We start from the raw sequence: 19,951 nt of genomic DNA on the forward strand, positions 1-19,951 counted from the left end.
GCCGGCGAGCCAATGCCGGTGATCTCACGGCCCGCCGAAGCCCCACGGCGACGGCACTCGCGAAAGCTCCTGCCGCACTTCCGCCAACGAAGGGGGCGTGGGCCGACGTCCGCGCATGTACATCAGACGGCCTTCAATCCACTTCATCGCCTCCCACATCCGACGCGCCTCGTCCTCGCGGCCGCTCAAAGCAACCACACGGATCACCGTCTCCAACGTGCACAGGCGTGCCGGATCCTCGGCGCGCCGGATCGCCCAGCTGGACGGAGCGGCCACCGGCAGCCGCACGCACCGCATCGCCCGCAACGCCGCGATCCGGCGCCGCATCCTCGCCGCCTGCCGCCATGTGCCATCGAGCAGCACCAACGTCGGCTGCCGCCCTTCCCGCCCCTCCAGATGACCCCGCAAAAGCTCCTCCGCGCCGAACGCCGGGAACAGAAGCAAATAGTCGCGTGTCGGATCCCGCAGTGGCATCTCGTCAAACCGCTCATGTCGATCCGCAAACACGAGCACCTCCACGTTCTCCACCATCGCGGCGACCAGACGGCCGGTGTTCGTCGGGCGTCGGCGGTCGGCGGCATGTTGCACTAGTATCCAGTGGTACGGGGTTGCAACTCGGGGCAGCTGCGCGCACACGCACAGCTCCGCGTGCAGCGTACATCCGTCACACCGCGGGCGGCGGTGACGGCGGCTCGGCAGCCGATCGCCTCCGCCGTTCATGAGAGCAGCGCCGCGAGCGCGTGTCTGAGTGCCGGATGCGCAAACTGAAACCCCGCCTCGAGCAGCCGTCGCGGCAACACCCGCGAACCGCGCAAAAGAAGGGCATCCGCCATCTCGCCCAGCACCAGCCGGAGTGCCCACGCCGGCGTCGGCAGCACGGCCGGCCGCCGTAGCGCCCGGCCGAGCGCCGCTGCAAACTCCCGCTGCATCACCGGATGGGGCGCGGTGACGTTCACCGGTCCGCGAAGTCCCTCCTTTGCGATCACAAAGCGGATCGCCCGCACCGCGTCGTCCAGACTCACCCAGCTCATCCACTGCCGACCGGAACCGATCGGCCCGCCCAACCCCAGCCGAAACAGCGGCAACATCCGGGCAAGCGCACCCCCCTTGGGCGAGAGCACCACCCCAAACCGCAACTGCACCACCCGCATCCCCGCCGCTGCCGCCGGCTCCGCTGCCGCCTCCCAATCCCGCACCAGCTCTCCCAGAAACGTCGGCGCTGCCGGCGCCGATTCCTCGTAGGGGCCCCCGTCGTCCACCGGATACCAACCGATCGCCGAGGCGCACACCAGCGTCCGCGGCGGCGGCGAAAGCCGAGCGAGCGAACAGGCCAAATGACGGGTCGCGTCCACCCGGCTCGATCGCAAGAGCGCCTTGCGCGCTGTAGTCCAGCGACCCGCCGCAATGTTCGCCCCGGCGAGATGGACCACCGCCTCGCATCCCGCCAGCCCCGACAGGTCGCCGGTCGCCGTCGGATTCCATTGGACTTCTCCCGGTCCAGCTCCGCTGCGGACCATCCGTACCGGACGGACGCCCTCGGCCTCCAGAGCCGCCCACAACGCCGAGCCAATCAGCCCGTGGCTTCCCGTGATTGCAATCGTCATCGCGATCCTCCGCCGTCCATCGTGCGCCCAGGTCGGTAGACCTGCTCGATCGCCTCGAGTTCCGCGCGCCGGCGCGACTCGTCCCAGCCCAGCTCCGCCGCCGCAATCGCGGCGCATTCCTCCAACGCCTCCGCGCCGGGGTGGCCGGCTCCCCCCAACCCCGTTCGCCGAAGCACGATGTCGGCCAGCGTCTGCGCCGCCTCCTCACGGCAGGCATACGCAACTTCCGCCCTCAGCACATGTGGCGCGCCGGCCAGTCCCCCTGCCAGCGTCCGCTCCCGCTCCGCGAGCTCCGCGATCGCGCCGGCCGCCCGCCCGTACATCCGCCCCATCCGCTCCGCCAGCGCCGGCGCCCATCCGTGGTCCCGCGCGAGCCTCCGCAGAAACTCGTCCACGCTGCAGCCCAGATCTCCACCTGCAAGCACCTTCGTCGCAGAGGGTTCCCGCTCATCCCGGCGCCCCAACCGCTCGGCCGCCCAGCGACTCGCACGCTCCGCTAGCGCACGAGCCACCGTGTACTTTACCCCTACTACCGTCAGCAGGTTCGGCGGTCCTCCCGCCCGGCCATGATCCACAAACTCCGGCCGGTTGGACGCCTGCACATGGTCCGGATCGGCATCCACATCCCCCAGCGGCCTCAGCCCACCGCACCAGAACCGCACATCCGCCCGAGTCAGTCCGGCGCCCGGATACGCCTCATTGAACGCCCCCAAAAAGCCTTCAATGTCCGCTTCCGTCACCCGATAGTCGTCCGGATCGCCCTCAAAAAGCGTGTCAGTCGTGCCGATGATCGTCAGACCGCGCCACGGCGTCGCGAAATAGCTGCGATGGCCGCGCGGGATTTTCGCGGTTTTGTCCCGCTCGCGAAGACTCTCCACGCCGAACGCCGTCGCACATTGCAGCGGGCGGACGATGAGCTGGATGCCTTTCGACCGCCTCACCCGGCGGCCGGGTTCCCTCCCGCGCAGCCGTGCCACCGTGATGTCCGACCATGGCCCGGTCATGTTGATGAAGACCCGCGCGCGCACCGCGAATTCCGCACCGCCGAGGATGTCCCGGACGCGGGCGGCGCGGATCGCACCGTCCGGCGCCAGCTCGAAGCCCACCACCTCCGCGTAGTTGGCCAGCACCGCTCCCTCGCCGGCCGCAGACAGCGCAAACGCGAGCGTCAGACGCTCAGAATCGTACATCTGCGCGTCCCAGAACAGCGCGCCGCCCGTTAGCCCCGCCTCGCGCACTCCTGGCAGCCGCTTCCGGCACTCTTCGGCCGTGACCATGCGCCCCGGCGGAATCCATCGCGTGGCATCGTCAATGCCCCGGTTGCGGTCCGCAGCGATCAGGTCGTTCACCAGCAACGCCGCGCGCATCGCTTCCGGCCCTCTCACCCCGTGGCCGTAGCACGGAATCAAAAACGCGAGCGGATGAACCAAATGGGGCGCCATCCGGAGCATGTGCCGACGCTCTCGAATCGAAAGGCGCATCCGCCGGAAATCGAGATGCTGCAAATACCGCAGGCCCCCGTGCACCAGCTTCAGCGAACCCGCCGAAGTCGCGCCGCCAAAATCGCCCCGCTCGACGAGCGCGGTGCGCAAACCCCGCAGCGAGCACGTCCAGGCGGTCGCCAGCCCGTAGACGCCGCCGCCGATGATGAGCACCTCGAACGTCTCATCCGCCAGCCGGCGCAGCTCGCGCTTCATTCTCCCCTGCCTCCCCTGACGGGGCGGCTCGATGCGATCGAGTGGTCAGCCCGCATCGCGCACCATCAGTTGTAGCGCATCCACCGTGCGCCGGACCGCGCCGGCGCGGCGGCGAGTGACCTCCAGCGCCCGTCGCCCCATCGCCTCCCGACCCGCCGGATCGGCCAGCCATTCCGCCACCGCGCGCGTCAGCGCCGCGGCATCCTCCACCAGCCGGATCGCGTCCGCCTCGCGAAAGTCCGCCAAGATCGACCGGAAGTTCTCCATGTTCGGACCGCAAAGAATCGGCCGACCGCACAACGCCGGTTCGATCGGATTCTGCCCGCCATGCGCGCACAGGCTCTTGCCGACAAAGACGATGTCCGCCAAACCGTACACGGCGCCCAGTTCGCCGGTGGTGTCGAACAGTGCCACGTCCGGCGCCTCGCTCGAGCGCTCCCCCGTGCGCCGCCGGTACAGATGAAATCCGGCGCGCCGAATCTCACCGGCGAGCGCCGCGCCGCGTTCCGCGTGCCGGGGAACCAGCAAAAGGCGCAACCGCGGCGCCCGGGCCCGACAATCGCGAAACGTCTCCAGCAGCGCCCGTTCCTCCCCGGGCCAGGTCGATCCGCCCACCATCCAGAGCGCATCGGCCGGAAAGCCAACCGCAACCAGAGCCTCCCGGATGGCCCCGGTCGCCGCGGGATCCGGGGGCGGCGCATCGTACTTCGCACTGCCGACCACCTCCACCCGTTCCGGAGGAGCGCCGAGGGCCACAAACCGGCGCCGGTCCTCGTCACTTTGCGCGCAGATCCGGCGGATCATCGGCAGCACCTGCCGCGTCATCGGCAGCGCCCAGCGGCGGTATCGCGGGAACGAACGATCCGACAGGCGGCCGTTGACGACGGCGACCGCCCCGCCCCCCGAGGCCACGCTCCGGATCCAGTTCGGCCACAGCTCCGATTCGCACAGCACCAACGCGGTGGGCCGCAGTAAGCCCACCGCGCGCCGGATCACACCCGGAAAGTCCAACGGGCTGTACACCAGCGTGTCGCCCGCCGTCAGCTTTCGCTCGGCAACCGCGCGACCAGTCGGCGTGGTCGTCGAGACGATGAAACGCCGTTGCGGCTCGCGGCGACGCCACTCCGCGATCACATGCATCGCCACCTGCATTTCGCCCACGCTCACCGCATGCAGCCACACGCGATGCGGCGCAGCGCGAGCCTGCGCCAGCACATCGCCGCGGTACCGCGCAAACCGCTCCCCAAATCGGTTCCACCCGCCCCCCCGCCGCGCAACCCGGATGAGGTGACCCGGAGCGAGCACGAGAAAGCCCGCCGCAAACAATGCCTGGTACAACATCCAGAGCATCCGCGAAATATATCGGATCACGACTCCCCCGTGAATTCGGCTTCCGGACACGCCCCCCCGCCGCGATCTTCGACCCCTACAACCGTGCCACCCGCGACGACAAAACGCGCGCGAAAATCCGTGCCGGATTTCGTCTCCAACCTTTGGACACCGTCCTGGGCAAACTCCCCAACGTTTGGACGCGTGTCCATCACCACCCTGACCACCCCGCCCGAAACCCAACCCCTACGCCCCATGGAGGGCCTCGCTCCCTCAACAAAACAGCGCCGGTGGAACGGCGCCCCCCACAATGCCGCGACCCGACATCCCCGCCTCATCCCCATGGAGAGCCCGGTTCCACCCGGGCCAACATGCATCTCCCCCACTTGGACGCCCGCAATCCTCAAAAGAAATGCGGCCGCACAAAGCGGCCGCGGAACAAGCCGGAGTTGTGGCGCGCTTTCGCGACTTGGGCTCTCAGGCCGACCCTGGCGGACCGAAGCCCGCCTTGCCACAGGTTTTGATCCGTTTTTATTCTCCACTAACGCGCTTCGGAGGTCAATATGAACGCCTGCCCATTGGCTCAGTCCACCGCCAATCCAGAAGAGCGCCGCGCGATCCTGCAGCGTTGGGAGAACCACGAGTTTTACCGGTCCGCCGTGGTCCTCGGCGTTGACGTCGGCGTGGAAGGCATCGGTATCTGGTTGCGAAAAGGCCCGGAGTGTCTCTTTCGCGGGACTTTCCTCGTTCCTCTCCCCGAAGCCGCGCCACTGCAGATGCGCCGCCAGCTGCGGGCGGTTCGCCATGCTCGCCGCGCCCGGCAGCAGCGCGATCGGCGTCTGAAAGAGTGGGTCGTGAAATACGGGCTGCTATCCGCCCAACAGGCCGGCCAACTCTGGGCAAATCCCCGCGCGTTCGAACGCGCGTTCGAACACCGCTGGCGCGCGATCGCCGGCGCGCAGCCGCTCGCCAGCCCCGAAGCGCTCGTCGTCTGCATCCGCCACTGCGTCCGCCACCGCGGATACGATCACCACATTCTGTTCCGCGACGAAAACACCACCTACCCCTGGGGAGACGATCTCGAACTCTCCAAGATCCGCGCCTGGGGCGCCACCGGCGTTCTCCCAGAGGAGTACGGAACCGAGCTGCAACTCCTCATCGAGGACAGCTCCGATCTGAAGGAGAGCCAGAAGGTCGAAGCATGCCGCATCATCGCTGACGCGATTTCGCGGTACCGTGGCGACCCCATCCGCCGAATGCTGGACGACCACATGCGCGAAAAACACCACACCAACCTCCGGCCCGCCGCGCGGGGTCACAACTTCCCCCGCGAGCTCGTCAAAGCCCACCTCCGACAGATCTGTGAACGCCACCGGCATTTCTTCCCGCCGAACCGGTTCGACGACGCGATGCGCGAGCTGATCGGCCCCCACGACGGGCGCGGCGAGGTCTACGACCCAAACGCGGAAAGCATCATGGATCTGCACCGACGCACACCGGCCGAAGCGCGCCGACTGTGGGAGCGCAAGGAGGGCCGCTGCGCGGTCGCCCCCCACCTCATCGCGCTCGGCCACCTTCCCGCCGGCGTCTACCGGCGCTCCATGGCCGGCGAGGCGGCGATCCGGCAGTGGCGGATCCTCCAGTTCCTCGCAGAACGCCGCGTTGAACTTGCCAGCGGCGCCCGTCAACACGTCACGGCGGACATCGTGCGCGAAGCGGTCTCGTTCGTGGCCGACGACGCTCAAGCGTGGGCCGCCCGCCAACGCCGGCCCACCGCGCCGAATCTTCGCCGCCAGATCGAACAACATCTCGGCCGACTGGTGCCCACGTCGCAGAGCAGCCTGAACAAGGACTTCTTCGATCAGCTCGGCGATCTCTTGAAACCCTCCTCCGCGCGCCTCCGCGCGAAAGCCCCCATCTGTAGCAGCGCGGCCCAGGTGCTGCTAAAGCTCGCAACCGACAACGAAACCGACTTCGATCCGGAACGCATCCGCGAACGTCTGACCGCCTGCGGCTACTACGAATGGCGCAAACAGGCCACCGCCGGCCGCGCGCTCTACCCGCAGGTCGACTACCTGCTCGGCGACCCCCGCCAGTTCGATCCGCAAACCGGCGAACCGCGCGACCGACGCGACGGCATCCCCCGCCAGCACGGCTTGCTCCGCCGCCTCTTCGCCGGACAGCTCCGGCTCGACACCGGCGAACTGGTGGACCTGCGCGACCAACTCGACGGTCGCACCGTCCCCGACTACGTCGTGATCGAAGCGGTCCGCGACATGCCGCGCAACACCGAACAACTGCGCGCAATCCGCGAAGAACTGAAAGCCCGCCGGGAAGAGCGCCGCAGAATCGCGCAACTGTTCGGTCTCGACTTCGACCAGCTCGACGACAACCAGATCCGCCGCCTGCTCCTCTTCTACGAGCAGTCCGGCAGCGACGGCACCGCGAAGTGCCCCTACACCGGCGACTCACTCGGCCGTGACCCCCTCGCCCCGGCGCTCGAAATCGAACACATCTTCCCACAGTCCCGCGGCGGCCTCTCCATCATGGAAAACCTCGTCATCACCCGCCGCCAGACGAACGCGCAGAAAGGAAACCGCACCCCCGTCGAATGGCTCGGTCTCGACCGCGCGCGAGAGCTGGCCGCGCCAATGCGCTGGAGCGAACGCAAACGTCGCGTCTTCCTCTGGACCTCCTCCGACTGCCCGGATTGGTCGAACCTCACGCGCACCGCCCAGCTCGCGCGGGAGCTCCAACGCCGCGTGATCGAATGGCTCGGCATCGAGCGCAAGCATGCCCACATCGCCAACCCCACCGAACGCGCTCGCCGCATCGAACTGGAGGTGCGCCAACGCGTCGCCACCCCGTCGGGCCCACTCACCGCCGCCTGCCGCGAAGCGTGGAGCGCTAAACTGCCGGGCGAGTACTTTCTGCCTCCCGGCAATGGCCCCGCCGCCCGCCCTCTGAAAAACCGAAACAACCTCCGGCATCACATGTGGGATGCCGGCGTGCTCGCGAATATCCCGCCGGGCGACGGCCTCAACCACGTGCGCTGCGGCGGCATCTTCGAAACCGTGACGGTCGCGGGCCATCCCCACCTGCAGCCCCTGCCGGAGCTGGCGCCCAACATCGCCGCGGTCGAAGCCGCCGACCCTCTCCGCTGCCATGTCCACCGCCTGCGGCAGCGCCATCCCCGCTCCTCCCGCACCCTGCAGCAGCCCGTCAGCCTCCCTCGCGCGGAAGGCCAGTGCTGGCAGCGCGTGCCCATTGTCAAAGTGGTGGACGAAAAAAACCAGGTGGTCAAAAACATCGAGCCGGAAAATCTGCTCGACGCCCTGCGACGCGCCGGCCTGGGACCCGACCGCATCTCGGACAGCGAGGTCAAGCGGTGGATGAACGATCCCCGCCCAGCCGAACTCCCCCCCCTCCGGTTGCGCGACGGCACCCCCGTCCGCCGCCTCCAGCTGCCCCTGCCGCAGCAGAAGGCGGACTTCGCCGCCCATCCACACATCACCACCGCCCGGTCCGCCGCACCCCACGCGCCACGCTACTACCGCAGCGCAAAGGGCCACACCAAGGGCTGGCTCATCGGCCTCAAGGGGGCGACCGAAACCTTCGATCGCCTGGAAATCTGGCGCGGGCCCAAGCTCGACCGCGCAGGTCGCCCCCTGCTCGATGTCACCGGCACGCCGGTCTGGGTCTACAAGTCCGTTGCTATCCCCACCGCCCGCAACATCGCCGCCTACAAAAGAATGTGGGGACGCCCGCCGCCCATCCACCGACCCGCCGGCGTCACCGAAAAGGTCGGCCACATCCGCAAAGGCGACCTGCTGCTCGTCCCCTTCGGCCCCTGCCAGGATGGACAGTTCGAGTTGGCGCCCGAAAACCGCGAGCCAACGGCCCGTTTGTGGATGCGCGTGCGCTCGATCAGGGCGTCAAAACAAGTAGAGCTCGAACTCGCGGAATATCGAGACTTCTCCGCTACACCCTTGCGCAATGTCATCCCCTCCGGACCGAAGATTTGGAGTCCGTCGAACCCCGAGACGCTCGCGCGCCTGCTCCGAACCCGAGAGCACGCGCTGGCTGGCCGTGCACCCCACCCGTAAATGATCCACCATCTGATCCTCGCTGACGATCACCCGATGCTTCGGGTGGAAGACGATCACCTGATCTCCGGTGACCGCCGCATCGCGATCGCAACGCTCGGCAGCGTCCAGTGTTTCTCAAACCGGGCCTGCTGGACCGAAACCGCGCTCGAGCGGCTGGCCTCCCAGTGCCCCGTCGTGATCGCGCGATGGGATCGAGTCCAACGCAAATGGGCGACGATCTCGCTGGCGCCGCGGGAACGCCACGTGAATCCCAACGCGCTCTGGCGGCTGTGCCGGCTCACGCCGCGGCAGGCCACCCAGTACGCCAGCGACCTGCTCTACGCCAAGGTCTGCAACCAGCACCTGATGCTGCGCTCGTTCAACCCCTCCCTCTCTGAACGGCCGGTGCTGAAGGAGAACTCGTTCAGCCGAATTCTTCGGCTCGAGTCGCAATACGCCCGGTTTTTCTGGCCCCGTTATTTCGACGCGGTGAAGCAGGACCTCTTCGCGCGGGAGCGGAGGATGCCGACGACGCCGCTCAATGTGGCGCTGAACTACGGCTACGGATTTCTCTATCACGCGATCTCCTGGCAGTGCCTGGCCGCGGGACTGGAGACGAGCGTCGGCCTGATCCACAAGCTGCGGCGCAGCCGCCCCAGCCTGGTATGTGATCTGATCGAGCCATTGCGCTGCACGGTGGAGTTGACGCTGCTGCGGCACTTCGACGACGTCGAGACGCCCGCGCGGATGGCGGCACACTTCGCCGCGATGATGGAGGAACGGTTCATCTACCGCGAGAAGGCCTACCGGCTGCGCTCGATCATCCGGCTGATGGTCGAGTCATTCGTGCGATCCCTGGACGGCAGAGAAAAGTTCCACCCCTTTCTGCTGCATGCTCGTGATGCTTGCCTATGACTGTCCGGAGACGCGGGACCAAACCTTTCTCCGGAAAGAGTTTGAGAAGCTGGGCGCCCAGCGGGTGCAGTACAGCATCTACCTGTTCAGAGGCGAGCCGCATGAGTGTGAACGGGTGATCCGGCACATGCGCCGGATCGCCAAGTTTGTGGAGGGCGACGTTCGGCTGCTACCGATGGACGAGAAGGTCTGGGAGGCCCAAATCGTCCTCAAGGAATCCGACGCGGCAGCCACCAGAATTCGCCGTTTACACGAATCCGTGGTGATATGGTAAGCGGAACCGGCTGATTTTCAACCGGTTCCGCCGACCTCTTATCACAATGCCCCGGTGAGGGCAAGATCAAAACGGCCGCATATCAGATCCGCCGCCGCCAACAGCCTTATCACAATGCCCCGGTGAGGGCAAGATCAAAACTCCTTCACCTTCAGTTTGCCCCACCAGCCCCCCTTATCACAATGCCCCGGTGAGGGCAAGATCAAAACGGCGGAGACGCTTCCATGTCCCGCGGCTTCAACTTATCACAATGCCCCGGTGAGGGCAATATCAAAACGGCACCGTCTCCGTCTCCGCTTGCGCCGGCTCCTTATCACAATGCCCCGGTGAGGGCAAGATCAAAACGCCGGGCCGAGGGTAGGCTGCCGCCCGTGGTCCTTATCACAATGCCCCGGTGAGGGCAAGATCAAAACGGAATCGTCTCCGTCTCCGCTTGCGCCGGCGCCCTTATCACAATGCCCCGGTGAGGGCAAGATCAAAACGAGACGCGGAGGCAGATTTTCCAGACGATCCGCTTATCACAATGCCCCGGTGAGGGCAAGATCAAAACTACACGATCTGGTCGCGGTGTCAGTTGGTGGCCTTATCACAATGCCCCGGTGAGGGCAAGATCAAAACGGCGCAAATAGCTCCGGCCGCGCCGCCAGGAACTTATCACAATGCCCCGGTGAGGGCAAGATCAAAACGTGACACGATTGCGACGAAGCCCCGACCAGTCTTATCACAATGCCCCGGTGAGGGCAAGATCAAAACGACGTAGAGTCTCCAGTCGTCGGAAACTGCGGCTTATCACAATGCCCCGGTGAGGGCAAGATCAAAACGCCCGTCCGCGCGGTCTACCCCGAAAACATCTCTTATCACAATGCCCCGGTGAGGGCAAGATCAAAACATCACTTCCGCGCTACCGGCTCGCGCAACTGCCTTATCACAATGCCCCGGTGAGGGCAAGATCAAAACCGCCAGCCGTTCGGGCGTGGGCTGGCGGGTTACTTATCACAATGCCCCGGTGAGGGCAAGATCAAAACCTTGTGTCTCCGCCGGCATCATCGGCATCGCCTCTTATCACAATGCCCCGGTGAGGGCAAGATCAAAACACGGATCGGCAACGAGTACGAGGCGATCCGGACTTATCACAATGCCCCGGTGAGGGCAAGATCAAAACAATGTTTGCCAGAGCAAAGACTTCCTTTTTGTTCTTATCACAATGCCCCGGTGAGGGCAAGATCAAAATAAGTTCGACCTTCAAGGTTTGGGTTGTTAGCTAAGGATCAACATCGCCCCCTTAGCTGCCCCCCTCCGTTCAACGAGACGATTCAGCCCCGCGAGTCCCCGCCCACCCGGGGCACAACCACGGTGCCGGGACCGTAGCGGCGGTTGAGCTCGTCCATCACGTGGCTGAGGCGCTCCAGCCGCCGGCGGGACGCCTCCACCTCTTCGAAGCCGAGCTCCAAACCACCGCGCTCGCGGCACAGTCGCGCCACACCAAAGCCGATCAGCCGAACCGACGCCGCATCGCGCTCGTGCCGCCACAGCGAGCGGGCCACCGCGCGAAGCGAAAAATCATCGCACGCCGGCGGCCGGATCGCGCACTGCCGCGTCACCGTCCGAAACGGCGCATAGCGGATCTTCAGTCGGGCGGTGCCGGCGTACACGCCGCGCTCGCGCAGACGCCGCCCCACATCGTCCACCAGTTCCAGCAGCACCTCCTCCACCACCGCGCGGTCGGCGACGTCGTAGGGAAACGTCCGCTCGCGTGAAAGAGACTGCTCCTCGCCGACTTCGCCGACGGAGCGCTCGTCGCGGCCTTCCGCAAGTTCCCGCAGCCAGCGAGCGGTCGCCGGCCCCACAATTTCCGCGAGGCGGGCGAGCGGCATCGCCGCCACATCACCGATCGTCGTAATCCGATGCCGGCGCAATCGCCGCTCGGTCGCCGCTCCAACACCCCAGAGCCGGCCGACCGGCAACGGCGCCAACCACGCCCGGACCGCCTCCGGACCCGTCGGCACCACCACCAGACCGTCCGGCTTGCCGAGCTCGCTGGCGAGCTTCGCGAGAAACCGATTCGGCGCGACGCCGATCGTAACCGTCAGGCCCAGCTCTTCCCGGATCGCGGCCTTGATCTGGCGCGCAATCTGCACACCGTCGCCGAACAGCCGCTGCGCGCCGGTGACGTCGAGCACCGCCTCGTCAATCGAGAGCGGCTCGACCAGCGGCGTGAAGCGCTCGAGAATCGCGAGCACTCGCCGGGACATCTCCTCGTAGCGTTCGATGCGCGGGGGCAGGAAGACGCCGTGTGGACACAGTCGGGCCGCCCGGCGGGAGGGCATCGCGGAACGCACACCAAACGCGCGCGCCTCGTAGGAGGCGGCCGCGACCACCCCGCGACGGTTCGGCGCCGCGCCCACGATCACCGGGCGGCCGCGCAGTTCCGGGTGATCGAGCTGCTCCACCGCAGCGAAAAAGGCGTCCATGTCCGCGTGCAAGATCACTCGCGGCGGGGCGTCCATGGGCGGGGCCCTCCCCGGCGTCGCGCGCGGGTCAGGAGGGCTCGCCGCGGGCGGCGGTGATGATGAAGCCGCCGGACTTTTCGTCTCGGCGCAGGTCGAGCCAGCCGCGCCGCGCCGCCTCCTCGAGCATTTGGTTGAAGGAGCGGAAGCCGTAGGCGCTTTCGTTGAAGTCTGGCCGCCGGCGTTTGAGCGTCTGCTTCACCATCGAACCCCAGACCTGGTCGCGGCCGCTGCCCTCGGCGAGCAGTTCGCCGGCGAGATCCACCACCAGCCGCAGGCCCTCCGCGGCCCGGTCGCCGGGTTCCGGGGCGGCAGCGGCCGATGCGGGGCGCGCGCGCCGGCGCACCGCTCCCGCGGCGACCTCCGCGCGCGGACTTGGACGGGGGGCGGCGCCGCGGCGGACGAGGTCATCGTAGAAGAGGAACTCGTCGCAGTTGGAGACCAGCAGCTCGGAGGTGGAGTTGCGCACGCCCACACCGATCACGGTCTTGTTGTTCTCGCGCAGCTTGCTGACCAGCGGCGAGAAGTCAGAATCCCCGCTGATGATCACAAACGTGCGCACATGGGGTTTCGTGTAGCAGAGGTCCAGCGCGTCCACGACCAGCCGGATGTCCGCGCTGTTTTTGCCGGACTGGCGCAGATGCGGGATATCAATGAGCTCGAACGCGGCCTCGTGCATCGCGGCTTTGAACGCGCGGTAGCGGCTCCAGTCGCAGTAGGCCTTTTTCACCAGGATGCTGCCCTTCAGCAGCAGTCGTTCAAGAACCGGCCGGATGTCGAACGATTCGTAGTTCGCATCGCGCACACCGAGCGCGATGTTCTCGAAGTCGCAGAACACCGCCATGTTGCCGAACTGGAGTTCTTCGCTCATGTTGGTGGTCACCGGCCGCGAGTGTACCGCGGCAACGACGCCGCTCCAACGCCGATGCGGGCGGCCGGGCGGGATCGCGCCGCGATCGCCTGCGGGTGGGCAGGGTGTCGGGGTTGCATTGAGGGGCGGATTCGTATTGAGTATGCACAGGATAAGCCGGCGGCGCCGCACGGTGGCAGCCGCCCGGAGGTCTGAGCATGGGCAAGGTGCTGCGGGTGTTTCTGATCCTCGCGCTCCCGGCCGCGATCGCGGCGCTGGTGCTCGAGTACCACGTGTTCCAGAAGCGCCAGGAGCTCCAGCGGCGCTCGGCGGCGCTGAAAGCGGGCATTTCGCGCATTTCCGGTAAGCTCGCCGCCGCGCGCGATCCGTACGTGGAGGCGCTCGGCGAACCGATCCGTCCCGAGCAGCTGGCCAGTAGCGACGCGATGGCCGCGCCGCTGGCCACGCTCGCCTCGAACGCGGCCACTCGCTGCGATCAGCTTTTCCGCACCCGGGATACGCTCAAACAGACGCGGGATGAGCTGACCGCCACGCAACAGGAGCTGGCGCGCACCCGGCAGGAGCTCGATGCGGCACGCCAGGAGATCGCCGGCCTGAACGAGCAGCTGGCCCAGAAAAACGCGCAGATCGCACAGGCCCGCCAGAAGGTGAACGAAATCAACAGCCAGATCGAGGAGCTCAGCCGGCAAGTGTCGGAGCAGAAGGAGCAGATCGCCCAGCTGGAACGCGGCAAGACCGAGCTGCTGGAGGCAAAACAGCGGCTGGAGGACGCGCTCGCCCCCTTCCTGCCGCCGCCGATCCCCAGCCGCGACGTGGTGCGCAATCTGCGCGGCCAGGTCCTGATCGCCGATCCGCAGTGGAACTTTGTCGTGCTGAACATCGGCAAAAACGCCGGGGTGCAGAAAAACACGACCTTGCTGGTGCACCGGGGCGACGAAATGATCGGCCGCATCCGTATCTCGGACGTCCGCGACGAGATTTCGGTGGGCGACATCGAGCGCGATTGGACGCGCGGGCCGGTGCAGCCGGGCGACCGGGTGTTCGTGCAGTAGGGGGCGGAGGATCACGGCCATGGCAAAAGTGCTCCGGGTGCTGGTGGTGTTGCTGGTGCTGATGGGCGGCGCCGCGGTCGTGCTCGAGTACCAGCTGTTCACGCGGCGTCAGGAACTCAAGCGCAGCGTGCAGACCCTCGAGCGCAGCGCGATGGAACTGGCCGAAACACTCTCCGCCGCCCGCGAGCCGTACATCGAAGCCATTGACCAGAAAGTGAACCGCACCGCGCTGATGCAGTCGACCGAAATGGGCCGCCAGCTGCGCGTGATCGAAACCCTCGCGGAAAATCGCTACGACCAACTCTTCTCCGCCCGGGACGACCTGAAGCGCACCACCGATGAGCTGAATCAGACGAAGGCGGACCTCGCGAAAACGCGCCAGGACCTGGAGTCTGCCCGCCGGGAGATCGTGAGTCTTCGCGAGCAGATCTCGCAGAAGGAAGCGGAGCTGGCGGAGCTGCAGAGGAAGATCGGCGAGCTGGAGGGCAGGGTCGCCGAGCTCAACAAGACGATCGAACAGAACAAGAACCGGATCGCGCAGATCGAAAACGAGAAGGCCGACCTGAAGGACGAGGTGCAGCGGCTGGAGGTGGAGCTGGCGCGGTACCTGAACGACCCGAACATCGTGAAGCAGATGCCGCGCGGCCTCGCCGGCAATGTCGTTGCGGTGAACACGGAGTGGAACTTCGTGGTGCTGGACATCGGCTCTCGCGACGGCCTGGTGAAGGATGCCCACATGCTGGTCCACCGCTCCGACGAGCTCGTCGGCAAGGTGCGGATCATGCAGGCGAGCGAGCATTGGGCGATCGCGGACATCGAGCGGGATTGGCAGTTGTCGCCGATCCGGGAGGGCGACCGTGTTCTTTATTAGACTGATGGCGGTGCTCAGCCTGGTGACGGTGCTGTGTCTGGCCGGCGTGGTCGCGCTGCAGATGTCGGAGCTGCACAGCTACAGCGCGGAACCGAGCGTCTGGCCGATCCTTCCGAAGTGAGCAGACAATGAACGGCCGGCGCCGTGGTGGTTCGGGCTGGATGCTGCTGGCCGGCGCGCTGCTGCTGGCATTGGCCGGTTGTGCGACCCCCACCGATCCGGATCGCGAGTCGGACCTCCCATGGAATCGGCAGCAGGCATGGGAGGGCCAGCTGCTGATGCCCGGCAGCTTGATGCCCGGCCAGCAGTTCTGAGCCGCACCGGCGACGAGTGACGGCGGGCGGACTCCGGCTCCGCTTGCAGACGCTCGCGAACGTCCCGACAATCCTCCGCGATGAAAATCGTCACCACCGCGCAGATGCGGCAGCTCGACCGCCGCACGATCGAAGAGGCCGGTGTGCCGGCCTATGAGTTGATGGACCGGGCGGGCCGCGGCGTGGCGGACGTGATCCGCTACCTCGCCGACCTGGCCGGGATGGGAGCGCCGGCGGCGCTGATCATCGCCGGCCGAGGCAACAACGGTGGCGACGCTTTCGCCGCCGGTCGGCACCTCCGCGAGCTCGGCTTTGAGGTGGTGGTCTGGATCGCCGGGCCGGAAAGCCAGATCGGTGGAGAATCCCTCAAACACCTCGCGAATCTGCGGGCGGAGGGCGTCACCATCGAGGAGTTCCCCACGCAGGAGGACTGGCAGGAGAACCTCGCGCGGCCGCTGGCGACGGACTTCATCGTGGACGGGCTGCTGGGCATCGGCAGCCACGGCGCACCGCGCGGCGCAGTCGCCTGGGCCATCGAGTACATCAACACCGCCGCGAACGACGCGTACGTCGTCTCGATCGACGTGCCCTCGGGGCTCAACTCCGACCGCGGCGTCGCAGAGGGCGCGGCGGTCACCGCGGACGTCACCGTCACCATGGGGCTGCCGAAGATCGGCCTGCTGGCGCCCGCCGCGCTTGAGTTTGTCGGTACGATCGAGGTGGTCGACATTGGCATCCCGCCCGCGTTCATCGAGGAGACCCCCGCAGTCTCCGACCTCGAAATGATCTACTCCACGGAGCTGCGCCACGTGATTCCGCGGCGCGCGCGCGGCTCGCACAAGGGTACCTACGGCCACCTGCTGCTGATCGGCGGCGCACGCGGCTACGCCGGCGCGATCGCGCTGGCCTGCCGCGCCGCCGCGCGCTCGGGTGTGGGGCTGACCACCGCGCTGGTCCCCGCCTCGATCGCCACGATCGTGGCGGGTGCCTCGCTGGAGACGATGGTGCATCCGGGCGCCGAAACCGAAATTGGATCGCTGCGAGCGGACGCGCTCGACCCCTGGTGGAGTCGCTTGGACCAGTTCGACGCAGTGCTTGTGGGGCCGGGTCTCACCACCCACGGGGAGTCGGCCATCCTGGTTCGACGTCTGCTGGAGCGCTGTCCGACACCGCTGGTGCTCGATGCGGACGCGCTGAACGTGATGGCGGGCGACGCGGCGGCGATCCGCTCGGCGCGTAGCTCGGTGGTGGTGACGCCCCACCCGGGCGAGATCGGGCGCCTGCTGCAGATGGATGTGGCGCGCGTGCAGGCCGACCGCATCAGCGCCGCACAGGCCGCCGCCGCGCTGACCGGCGCGGTAACGGTGCTGAAGGGCGCCGGCACCATCGTCACCGCGGCCGAGCCGCCGGCCTACATCAACATGACCGGCAACCCCGGCATGGCGCGCGGCGGCAGCGGCGATGTGCTCGCCGGACTGCTGGCCGGCCTGCTCGCCCAAGGCATCGCACCACTCGACGCGGCGCGCGCAGCGGTGTTTCTGCACGGCCGCGCCGGCGACATGGCCGCCTGGCGAAGCTCCCAAACCGGCATGGTCGCCGGCGACGTCGTCACCGAGATCCCGTTTGCGTTCCGCGAGCTGGTGCTGCGCTGAGACCACGGCGCAGCGGACCGTCGCGCAGCGGCCAGGCCGGATCGGGACGGTGCGCTTCGCGGAAAATCTCCTCCGCACGACGCACCAGCTCCGGATGTGCGGACGCAAGATCGCGGCTCTCGCCGGGATCGCTCTCCAAATCGTACAGCTCAACCGGCGCGGACGGGCCGTTGCGGACCGCCTTCCAGCGCCCGAACCGCGCGGCCTGCAACGAGGTGCCCTCGTGCAGCTCCCAGTAGAAATACGGCCGCTCCGGCGCCGGACCACCCCGCAGAAGCGCCGCGATCGAGCGGCCATCAGTCGCGCCGACCGCCTCCGGCGGCACCCCGGCCAGCTCCGCAAACGTCGGCAGCAGATCCCAGTACGCCCACGGCTCGTCCCGCACCACCCCCGCCGGCACCGTACCCGGCCACCACGCGATCGTCGGATTCACCAGCCCTCCCTCGTACAAAGAGCGCTTCGCGCCGCGCAGCCGGCCGTTCATCGAGTGGTTGAACAGGCGAGCCTCCACCGAGTCGGGGTCGAACGCGGAGCCGTTGTCGGCCCCGAAAATCACCAGCGTGTGCGAGTGCAACTCCAATTCGACCAGCAGATCGAGCAGACGCCCCACATCCGCGTCCAGCCGGCTCACCATCGCCGCATACGCGCGGGCCTTCGGCGGCCATGGCCGGTCCGCGTATTCGCCCTCGTTCGGCACTTCGTAGCGCCCATGCGGCAGCGTCGGCGCATAAAACAAAAAGAACGGCCGGTCCCGCACAGATCGAACCCAGGCCAGCACATTGCTGGAAAGCAGATCCGGCGAGTAGATCGCGCCGATTCCACGCCCGTCGTTGCCCGGTAGCTCGAAACGACGGTCGTCACAGTAGAGATAGGCGGGAAAATAGCTGTGCGCGTGCCGCTGGCAGTTGTAACCGTAAAAGTGGTCGAACCCAACCTTGAGGGGGCTCCCCGCGGTATCGAACATCCCCAGGCCCCATTTGCCCACACAGGCGGTCGCATACCCGCGGGCTTTCAGCACACTCGCAATCGTCGGGGTGCCCGCTGGCAGCGGCATTTGTCCCTCCGGCTGGACCTCGCGGTTGGCGCGGATCGGACAGTGCCCGGTGTGGAGGCCGGTCAGCAACGAGGCGCGGGTGGGCGCACACACCGCGGTGCCGGAATACGCCCGTGTAAACCGCATGCCCTCCGACGCCATCCGGTCCAGCCGCGGCGTGCGGATCAGTTGCTGCCCGTAGCAGCCAAGATCCGCGGCCGCCAGATCATCCGCAAGCACGATCACCAGGTTGGGCGGCCGCGCTGCACCCGGCGCCGTCGCCGCGCCCAGCCACACCGCCACCGCGATCGCGGCACAACCACGACCCCGCCGCATCCCGACCCGCATGCCGTCCCAACCGACCGGCTCGCCGCGGCCGTTCATCGCACCGCGCCCCCAGCCGGCAGAAACACCCGTTCGATCTGTTCCAGCCCGACGCCCAGCGCCGCCCGCGCCACCACGTCCAGCGCCGACCGCGGCCCCCGAACATGGTAGGTCCGCGACACATGCCGCAACGTCGCCCCCGGCGCCAACTCGCCGCCCGGGGACGAGGTTTCAATCTCATAAAACGGCCCCAGCGGCGGAAGCCCGGGCGCGGGCGGACCGTCGTTGTAGGCGTTGATCACGTCTCCGTCGAAGGGATCGGACTGCAGTTCCCACGCAGAATTCACATAGCGCGCGCCGGACTCGGGCGGCTGATAGGTCACCAGCGTGAGCACGCCCTGATCGGCCGCCCAGCTTCCCGCCACACCCAGCGAGCGCCGCGGAGAGACGCCGATCTTCCCGCGCCGGGTGCCGTCGGCCCGGAAAAATACGTGGTTGCCTACAACCGCCAGATGATTCGACGGCACGCGGCCAAAGTAGGCGTCGTTCACGGGGGGGCCCAATTCCGACTCTGGGCCGGGACGAATCGGAATCACCACCGTCGTCGCGGCGGAGGGGCGGAACATGCCGAGAATCCAGATGGAGAGCAGCCCGGTCTCCGCCGTCCATGGCGAGTTCCCAGCGTTGGTCAGGCGGTTGTCCGTTTCATAGGCGACCGCTTCGAGCCCGCCAGGCACCGACGGGGTCCAGACCGCGAGCGCGGCGCGCGCGTCGAGCAGCTGGATGATCCGCTCAACCCGACAGGCGCGAATGTGACCACTCCAGTTCGTCAGAACAAACTGGTGCTCGAAGCGCACGCGGTCGCGCGAACGGCTGGTCAGCCGGAACGGCTCGGTATCGATCGGCGGGGGCACGCGCCAGTGCTCGAACTCGAATGGCGCACCGGGAGGGAAATACACCGAAAACTGCCCTCCCTCCGGACCGAGCCAGAACCGCTCTTCGCCGCCAAACACGTGGATGTGGTCCTCGAGCGTGCCGCGGCGCTCCGCCGGCGGCCGGATCCCGCGCTCGATCACGGGGCGGTTCAACCAGCCGTAACCCGGCGCGCCGCCGCCGCCGGACGTGCTGGTGGCCACGCGCCCCTGCCAGGCCGGCACCACCGCGACGCGCGCGCGGCCGGCCTCGTCGGTGAGCTCGATCACCTCGACGTGGCGTCGTAAAAAGGCCAGTTCCTCGTCGTAACTCGGGAAGGACGGCACAGCCATGTGGATGTCTCCCCACGCCGCCGCGGCGGCAAACCCGATGCTCCAGGCTCTCACGACGTGTCTCATCGCTCTCCCCCCGCGAATGGTACCGGTCGGAGCTGCGAAACGCCACCCGAGCCGCTGCCGCCCGCACTCGGAGGCGATCGCGCCGCGGC

The 19,951-nt window shown here is 67.4% G+C and carries 15 protein-coding genes, 1 pseudogene and 1 CRISPR repeat array; of the genes and pseudogenes, 8 read left to right on the forward strand and 8 right to left on the reverse strand.

The window, feature by feature from the left end; all coding sequences use genetic code 11:
• Positions 1-24: 24 nt before the first annotated feature.
• The 4 genes and pseudogenes from N2652_06245 to N2652_06260 form a co-directional block, all read right to left on the reverse strand.
• Entirely contained in the window at positions 25-720 is a 696-nt protein-coding gene (locus N2652_06245; protein MCX7818789.1) for a DTW domain-containing protein, read from the reverse strand.
• Positions 717-1,604, reverse strand: a complete 888-nt coding sequence (locus N2652_06250) for a TIGR01777 family oxidoreductase (protein MCX7818790.1) — start codon at positions 1,602-1,604, stop codon at positions 717-719. The genes N2652_06245 and N2652_06250 overlap by 4 nt, the downstream gene beginning before the upstream one ends.
• A complete protein-coding gene (locus N2652_06255) occupies positions 1,601-3,301 on the reverse strand; it encodes a glycerol-3-phosphate dehydrogenase/oxidase (GenBank protein MCX7818791.1) in 1,701 nt (566 codons plus the stop codon). The genes N2652_06250 and N2652_06255 overlap by 4 nt, the downstream gene beginning before the upstream one ends.
• Positions 3,302-4,012: 711 nt before the next feature.
• Positions 4,013-4,642 (reverse strand): annotated as a pseudogene (locus N2652_06260) (3-deoxy-D-manno-octulosonic acid transferase).
• 551 nt (positions 4,643-5,193) lie between these two features.
• On the opposite strand from N2652_06260, the gene N2652_06265 reads away from it, so the two are divergent.
• Genes N2652_06265 through cas2 form a run of 3 tightly spaced genes read left to right on the forward strand, consistent with a single transcriptional unit; the run spans position 5,194 to position 9,907 of the window.
• Positions 5,194-8,736, forward strand: a complete 3,543-nt coding sequence (locus N2652_06265; protein ID MCX7818792.1) for a hypothetical protein — start codon at positions 5,194-5,196, stop codon at positions 8,734-8,736.
• On the forward strand, positions 8,737-9,633 hold the full coding sequence (cas1, locus tag N2652_06270; GenBank protein ID MCX7818793.1) for a CRISPR-associated endonuclease Cas1: 897 nt from the start codon (positions 8,737-8,739) through the stop codon (positions 9,631-9,633).
• Positions 9,611-9,907, forward strand: a complete 297-nt coding sequence (cas2, locus tag N2652_06275; protein ID MCX7818794.1) for a CRISPR-associated endonuclease Cas2 — start codon at positions 9,611-9,613, stop codon at positions 9,905-9,907. Before cas1 ends, cas2 begins: the two co-directional genes overlap by 23 nt.
• A 37-nt stretch (positions 9,908-9,944) precedes the next feature.
• Positions 9,945-11,138: direct repeats of the CRISPR family, unit length 36 nt; unit sequence CTTATCACAATGCCCCGGTGAGGGCAAGATCAAAAC.
• A gap of 82 nt (positions 11,139-11,220) precedes the next feature.
• Here the strand turns inward: cas2 and dinB are convergent.
• Complete coding sequence (dinB, locus tag N2652_06280; protein MCX7818795.1) at positions 11,221-12,414, reverse strand: DNA polymerase IV; 1,194 nt, start codon at positions 12,412-12,414, stop codon at positions 11,221-11,223.
• A gap of 31 nt (positions 12,415-12,445) precedes the next feature.
• Positions 12,446-13,285 carry an NYN domain-containing protein gene (locus tag N2652_06285; GenBank protein ID MCX7818796.1) on the reverse strand — a complete coding sequence of 280 codons (840 nt, stop codon included), beginning with the start codon at positions 13,283-13,285 and terminating at the stop codon, positions 12,446-12,448.
• A gap of 197 nt (positions 13,286-13,482) precedes the next feature.
• On the opposite strand from N2652_06285, the gene N2652_06290 reads away from it, so the two are divergent.
• The 5 genes from N2652_06290 (at position 13,483) to N2652_06310 (ending at position 17,174) form a co-directional block, all read left to right on the forward strand.
• The gene (locus tag N2652_06290) at positions 13,483-14,337 is read left to right on the forward strand and encodes a hypothetical protein (protein MCX7818797.1); all 855 of its coding nucleotides are present in this window, start codon (positions 13,483-13,485) and stop codon (positions 14,335-14,337) included.
• A gap of 19 nt (positions 14,338-14,356) precedes the next feature.
• The gene (locus tag N2652_06295) at positions 14,357-15,208 is read left to right on the forward strand and encodes a hypothetical protein (GenBank protein ID MCX7818798.1); all 852 of its coding nucleotides are present in this window, start codon (positions 14,357-14,359) and stop codon (positions 15,206-15,208) included.
• A complete protein-coding gene (locus tag N2652_06300) occupies positions 15,195-15,329 on the forward strand; it encodes a hypothetical protein (protein ID MCX7818799.1) in 135 nt (44 codons plus the stop codon). Before N2652_06295 ends, N2652_06300 begins: the two co-directional genes overlap by 14 nt.
• Positions 15,330-15,336: 7 nt before the next feature.
• Entirely contained in the window at positions 15,337-15,522 is a 186-nt protein-coding gene (locus tag N2652_06305; GenBank protein ID MCX7818800.1) for a hypothetical protein, read from the forward strand.
• A gap of 80 nt (positions 15,523-15,602) precedes the next feature.
• A complete protein-coding gene (locus tag N2652_06310; GenBank protein ID MCX7818801.1) occupies positions 15,603-17,174 on the forward strand; it encodes an NAD(P)H-hydrate dehydratase in 1,572 nt (523 codons plus the stop codon).
• Here the strand turns inward: N2652_06310 and N2652_06315 are convergent.
• Together N2652_06315 and N2652_06320 are read right to left on the reverse strand one after the other, a co-directional pair.
• Positions 17,131-18,591, reverse strand: coding sequence for an arylsulfatase (locus N2652_06315; GenBank protein MCX7818802.1), 1,461 nt, complete (start codon positions 18,589-18,591; stop codon positions 17,131-17,133). The two genes, N2652_06310 and N2652_06315, sit on opposite strands and share 44 nt — an antisense overlap.
• Positions 18,588-19,850 carry a hypothetical protein gene (locus N2652_06320; GenBank protein MCX7818803.1) on the reverse strand — a complete coding sequence of 421 codons (1,263 nt, stop codon included), beginning with the start codon at positions 19,848-19,850 and terminating at the stop codon, positions 18,588-18,590. The genes N2652_06315 and N2652_06320 overlap by 4 nt, the downstream gene beginning before the upstream one ends.
• Positions 19,851-19,951: the final 101 nt, after the last annotated feature.

It is taken from the genome of Kiritimatiellia bacterium (assembly GCA_026417735.1).
Classification (GTDB): domain Bacteria; phylum Verrucomicrobiota; class Kiritimatiellia; order PWTM01; family PWTM01; genus CAACVY01.

Coding starts and splice junctions, on each gene's coding strand:
- N2652_06305 (MCX7818800.1), top strand. CDS start 15,337: ATGAACGGCCGGCGCCGTGGTGGTTCGGGCTGGATGCTGCTGGCCGGC.
- N2652_06255 (MCX7818791.1), bottom strand. CDS start 3,301: ATGAAGCGCGAGCTGCGCCGGCTGGCGGATGAGACGTTCGAGGTGCTC.
- N2652_06310 (MCX7818801.1), top strand. CDS start 15,603: ATGAAAATCGTCACCACCGCGCAGATGCGGCAGCTCGACCGCCGCACG.
- N2652_06295 (MCX7818798.1), top strand. CDS start 14,357: ATGGCAAAAGTGCTCCGGGTGCTGGTGGTGTTGCTGGTGCTGATGGGC.
- N2652_06285 (MCX7818796.1), bottom strand. CDS start 13,285: ATGAGCGAAGAACTCCAGTTCGGCAACATGGCGGTGTTCTGCGACTTC.
- dinB (MCX7818795.1), bottom strand. CDS start 12,414: ATGGACGCCCCGCCGCGAGTGATCTTGCACGCGGACATGGACGCCTTT.
- N2652_06265 (MCX7818792.1), top strand. CDS start 5,194: ATGAACGCCTGCCCATTGGCTCAGTCCACCGCCAATCCAGAAGAGCGC.
- cas1 (MCX7818793.1), top strand. CDS start 8,737: ATGATCCACCATCTGATCCTCGCTGACGATCACCCGATGCTTCGGGTG.
- N2652_06315 (MCX7818802.1), bottom strand. CDS start 18,591: ATGAACGGCCGCGGCGAGCCGGTCGGTTGGGACGGCATGCGGGTCGGG.
- N2652_06290 (MCX7818797.1), top strand. CDS start 13,483: ATGGGCAAGGTGCTGCGGGTGTTTCTGATCCTCGCGCTCCCGGCCGCG.
- N2652_06245 (MCX7818789.1), bottom strand. CDS start 720: ATGAACGGCGGAGGCGATCGGCTGCCGAGCCGCCGTCACCGCCGCCCG.
- cas2 (MCX7818794.1), top strand. CDS start 9,611: ATGCTCGTGATGCTTGCCTATGACTGTCCGGAGACGCGGGACCAAACC.
- N2652_06250 (MCX7818790.1), bottom strand. CDS start 1,604: ATGACGATTGCAATCACGGGAAGCCACGGGCTGATTGGCTCGGCGTTG.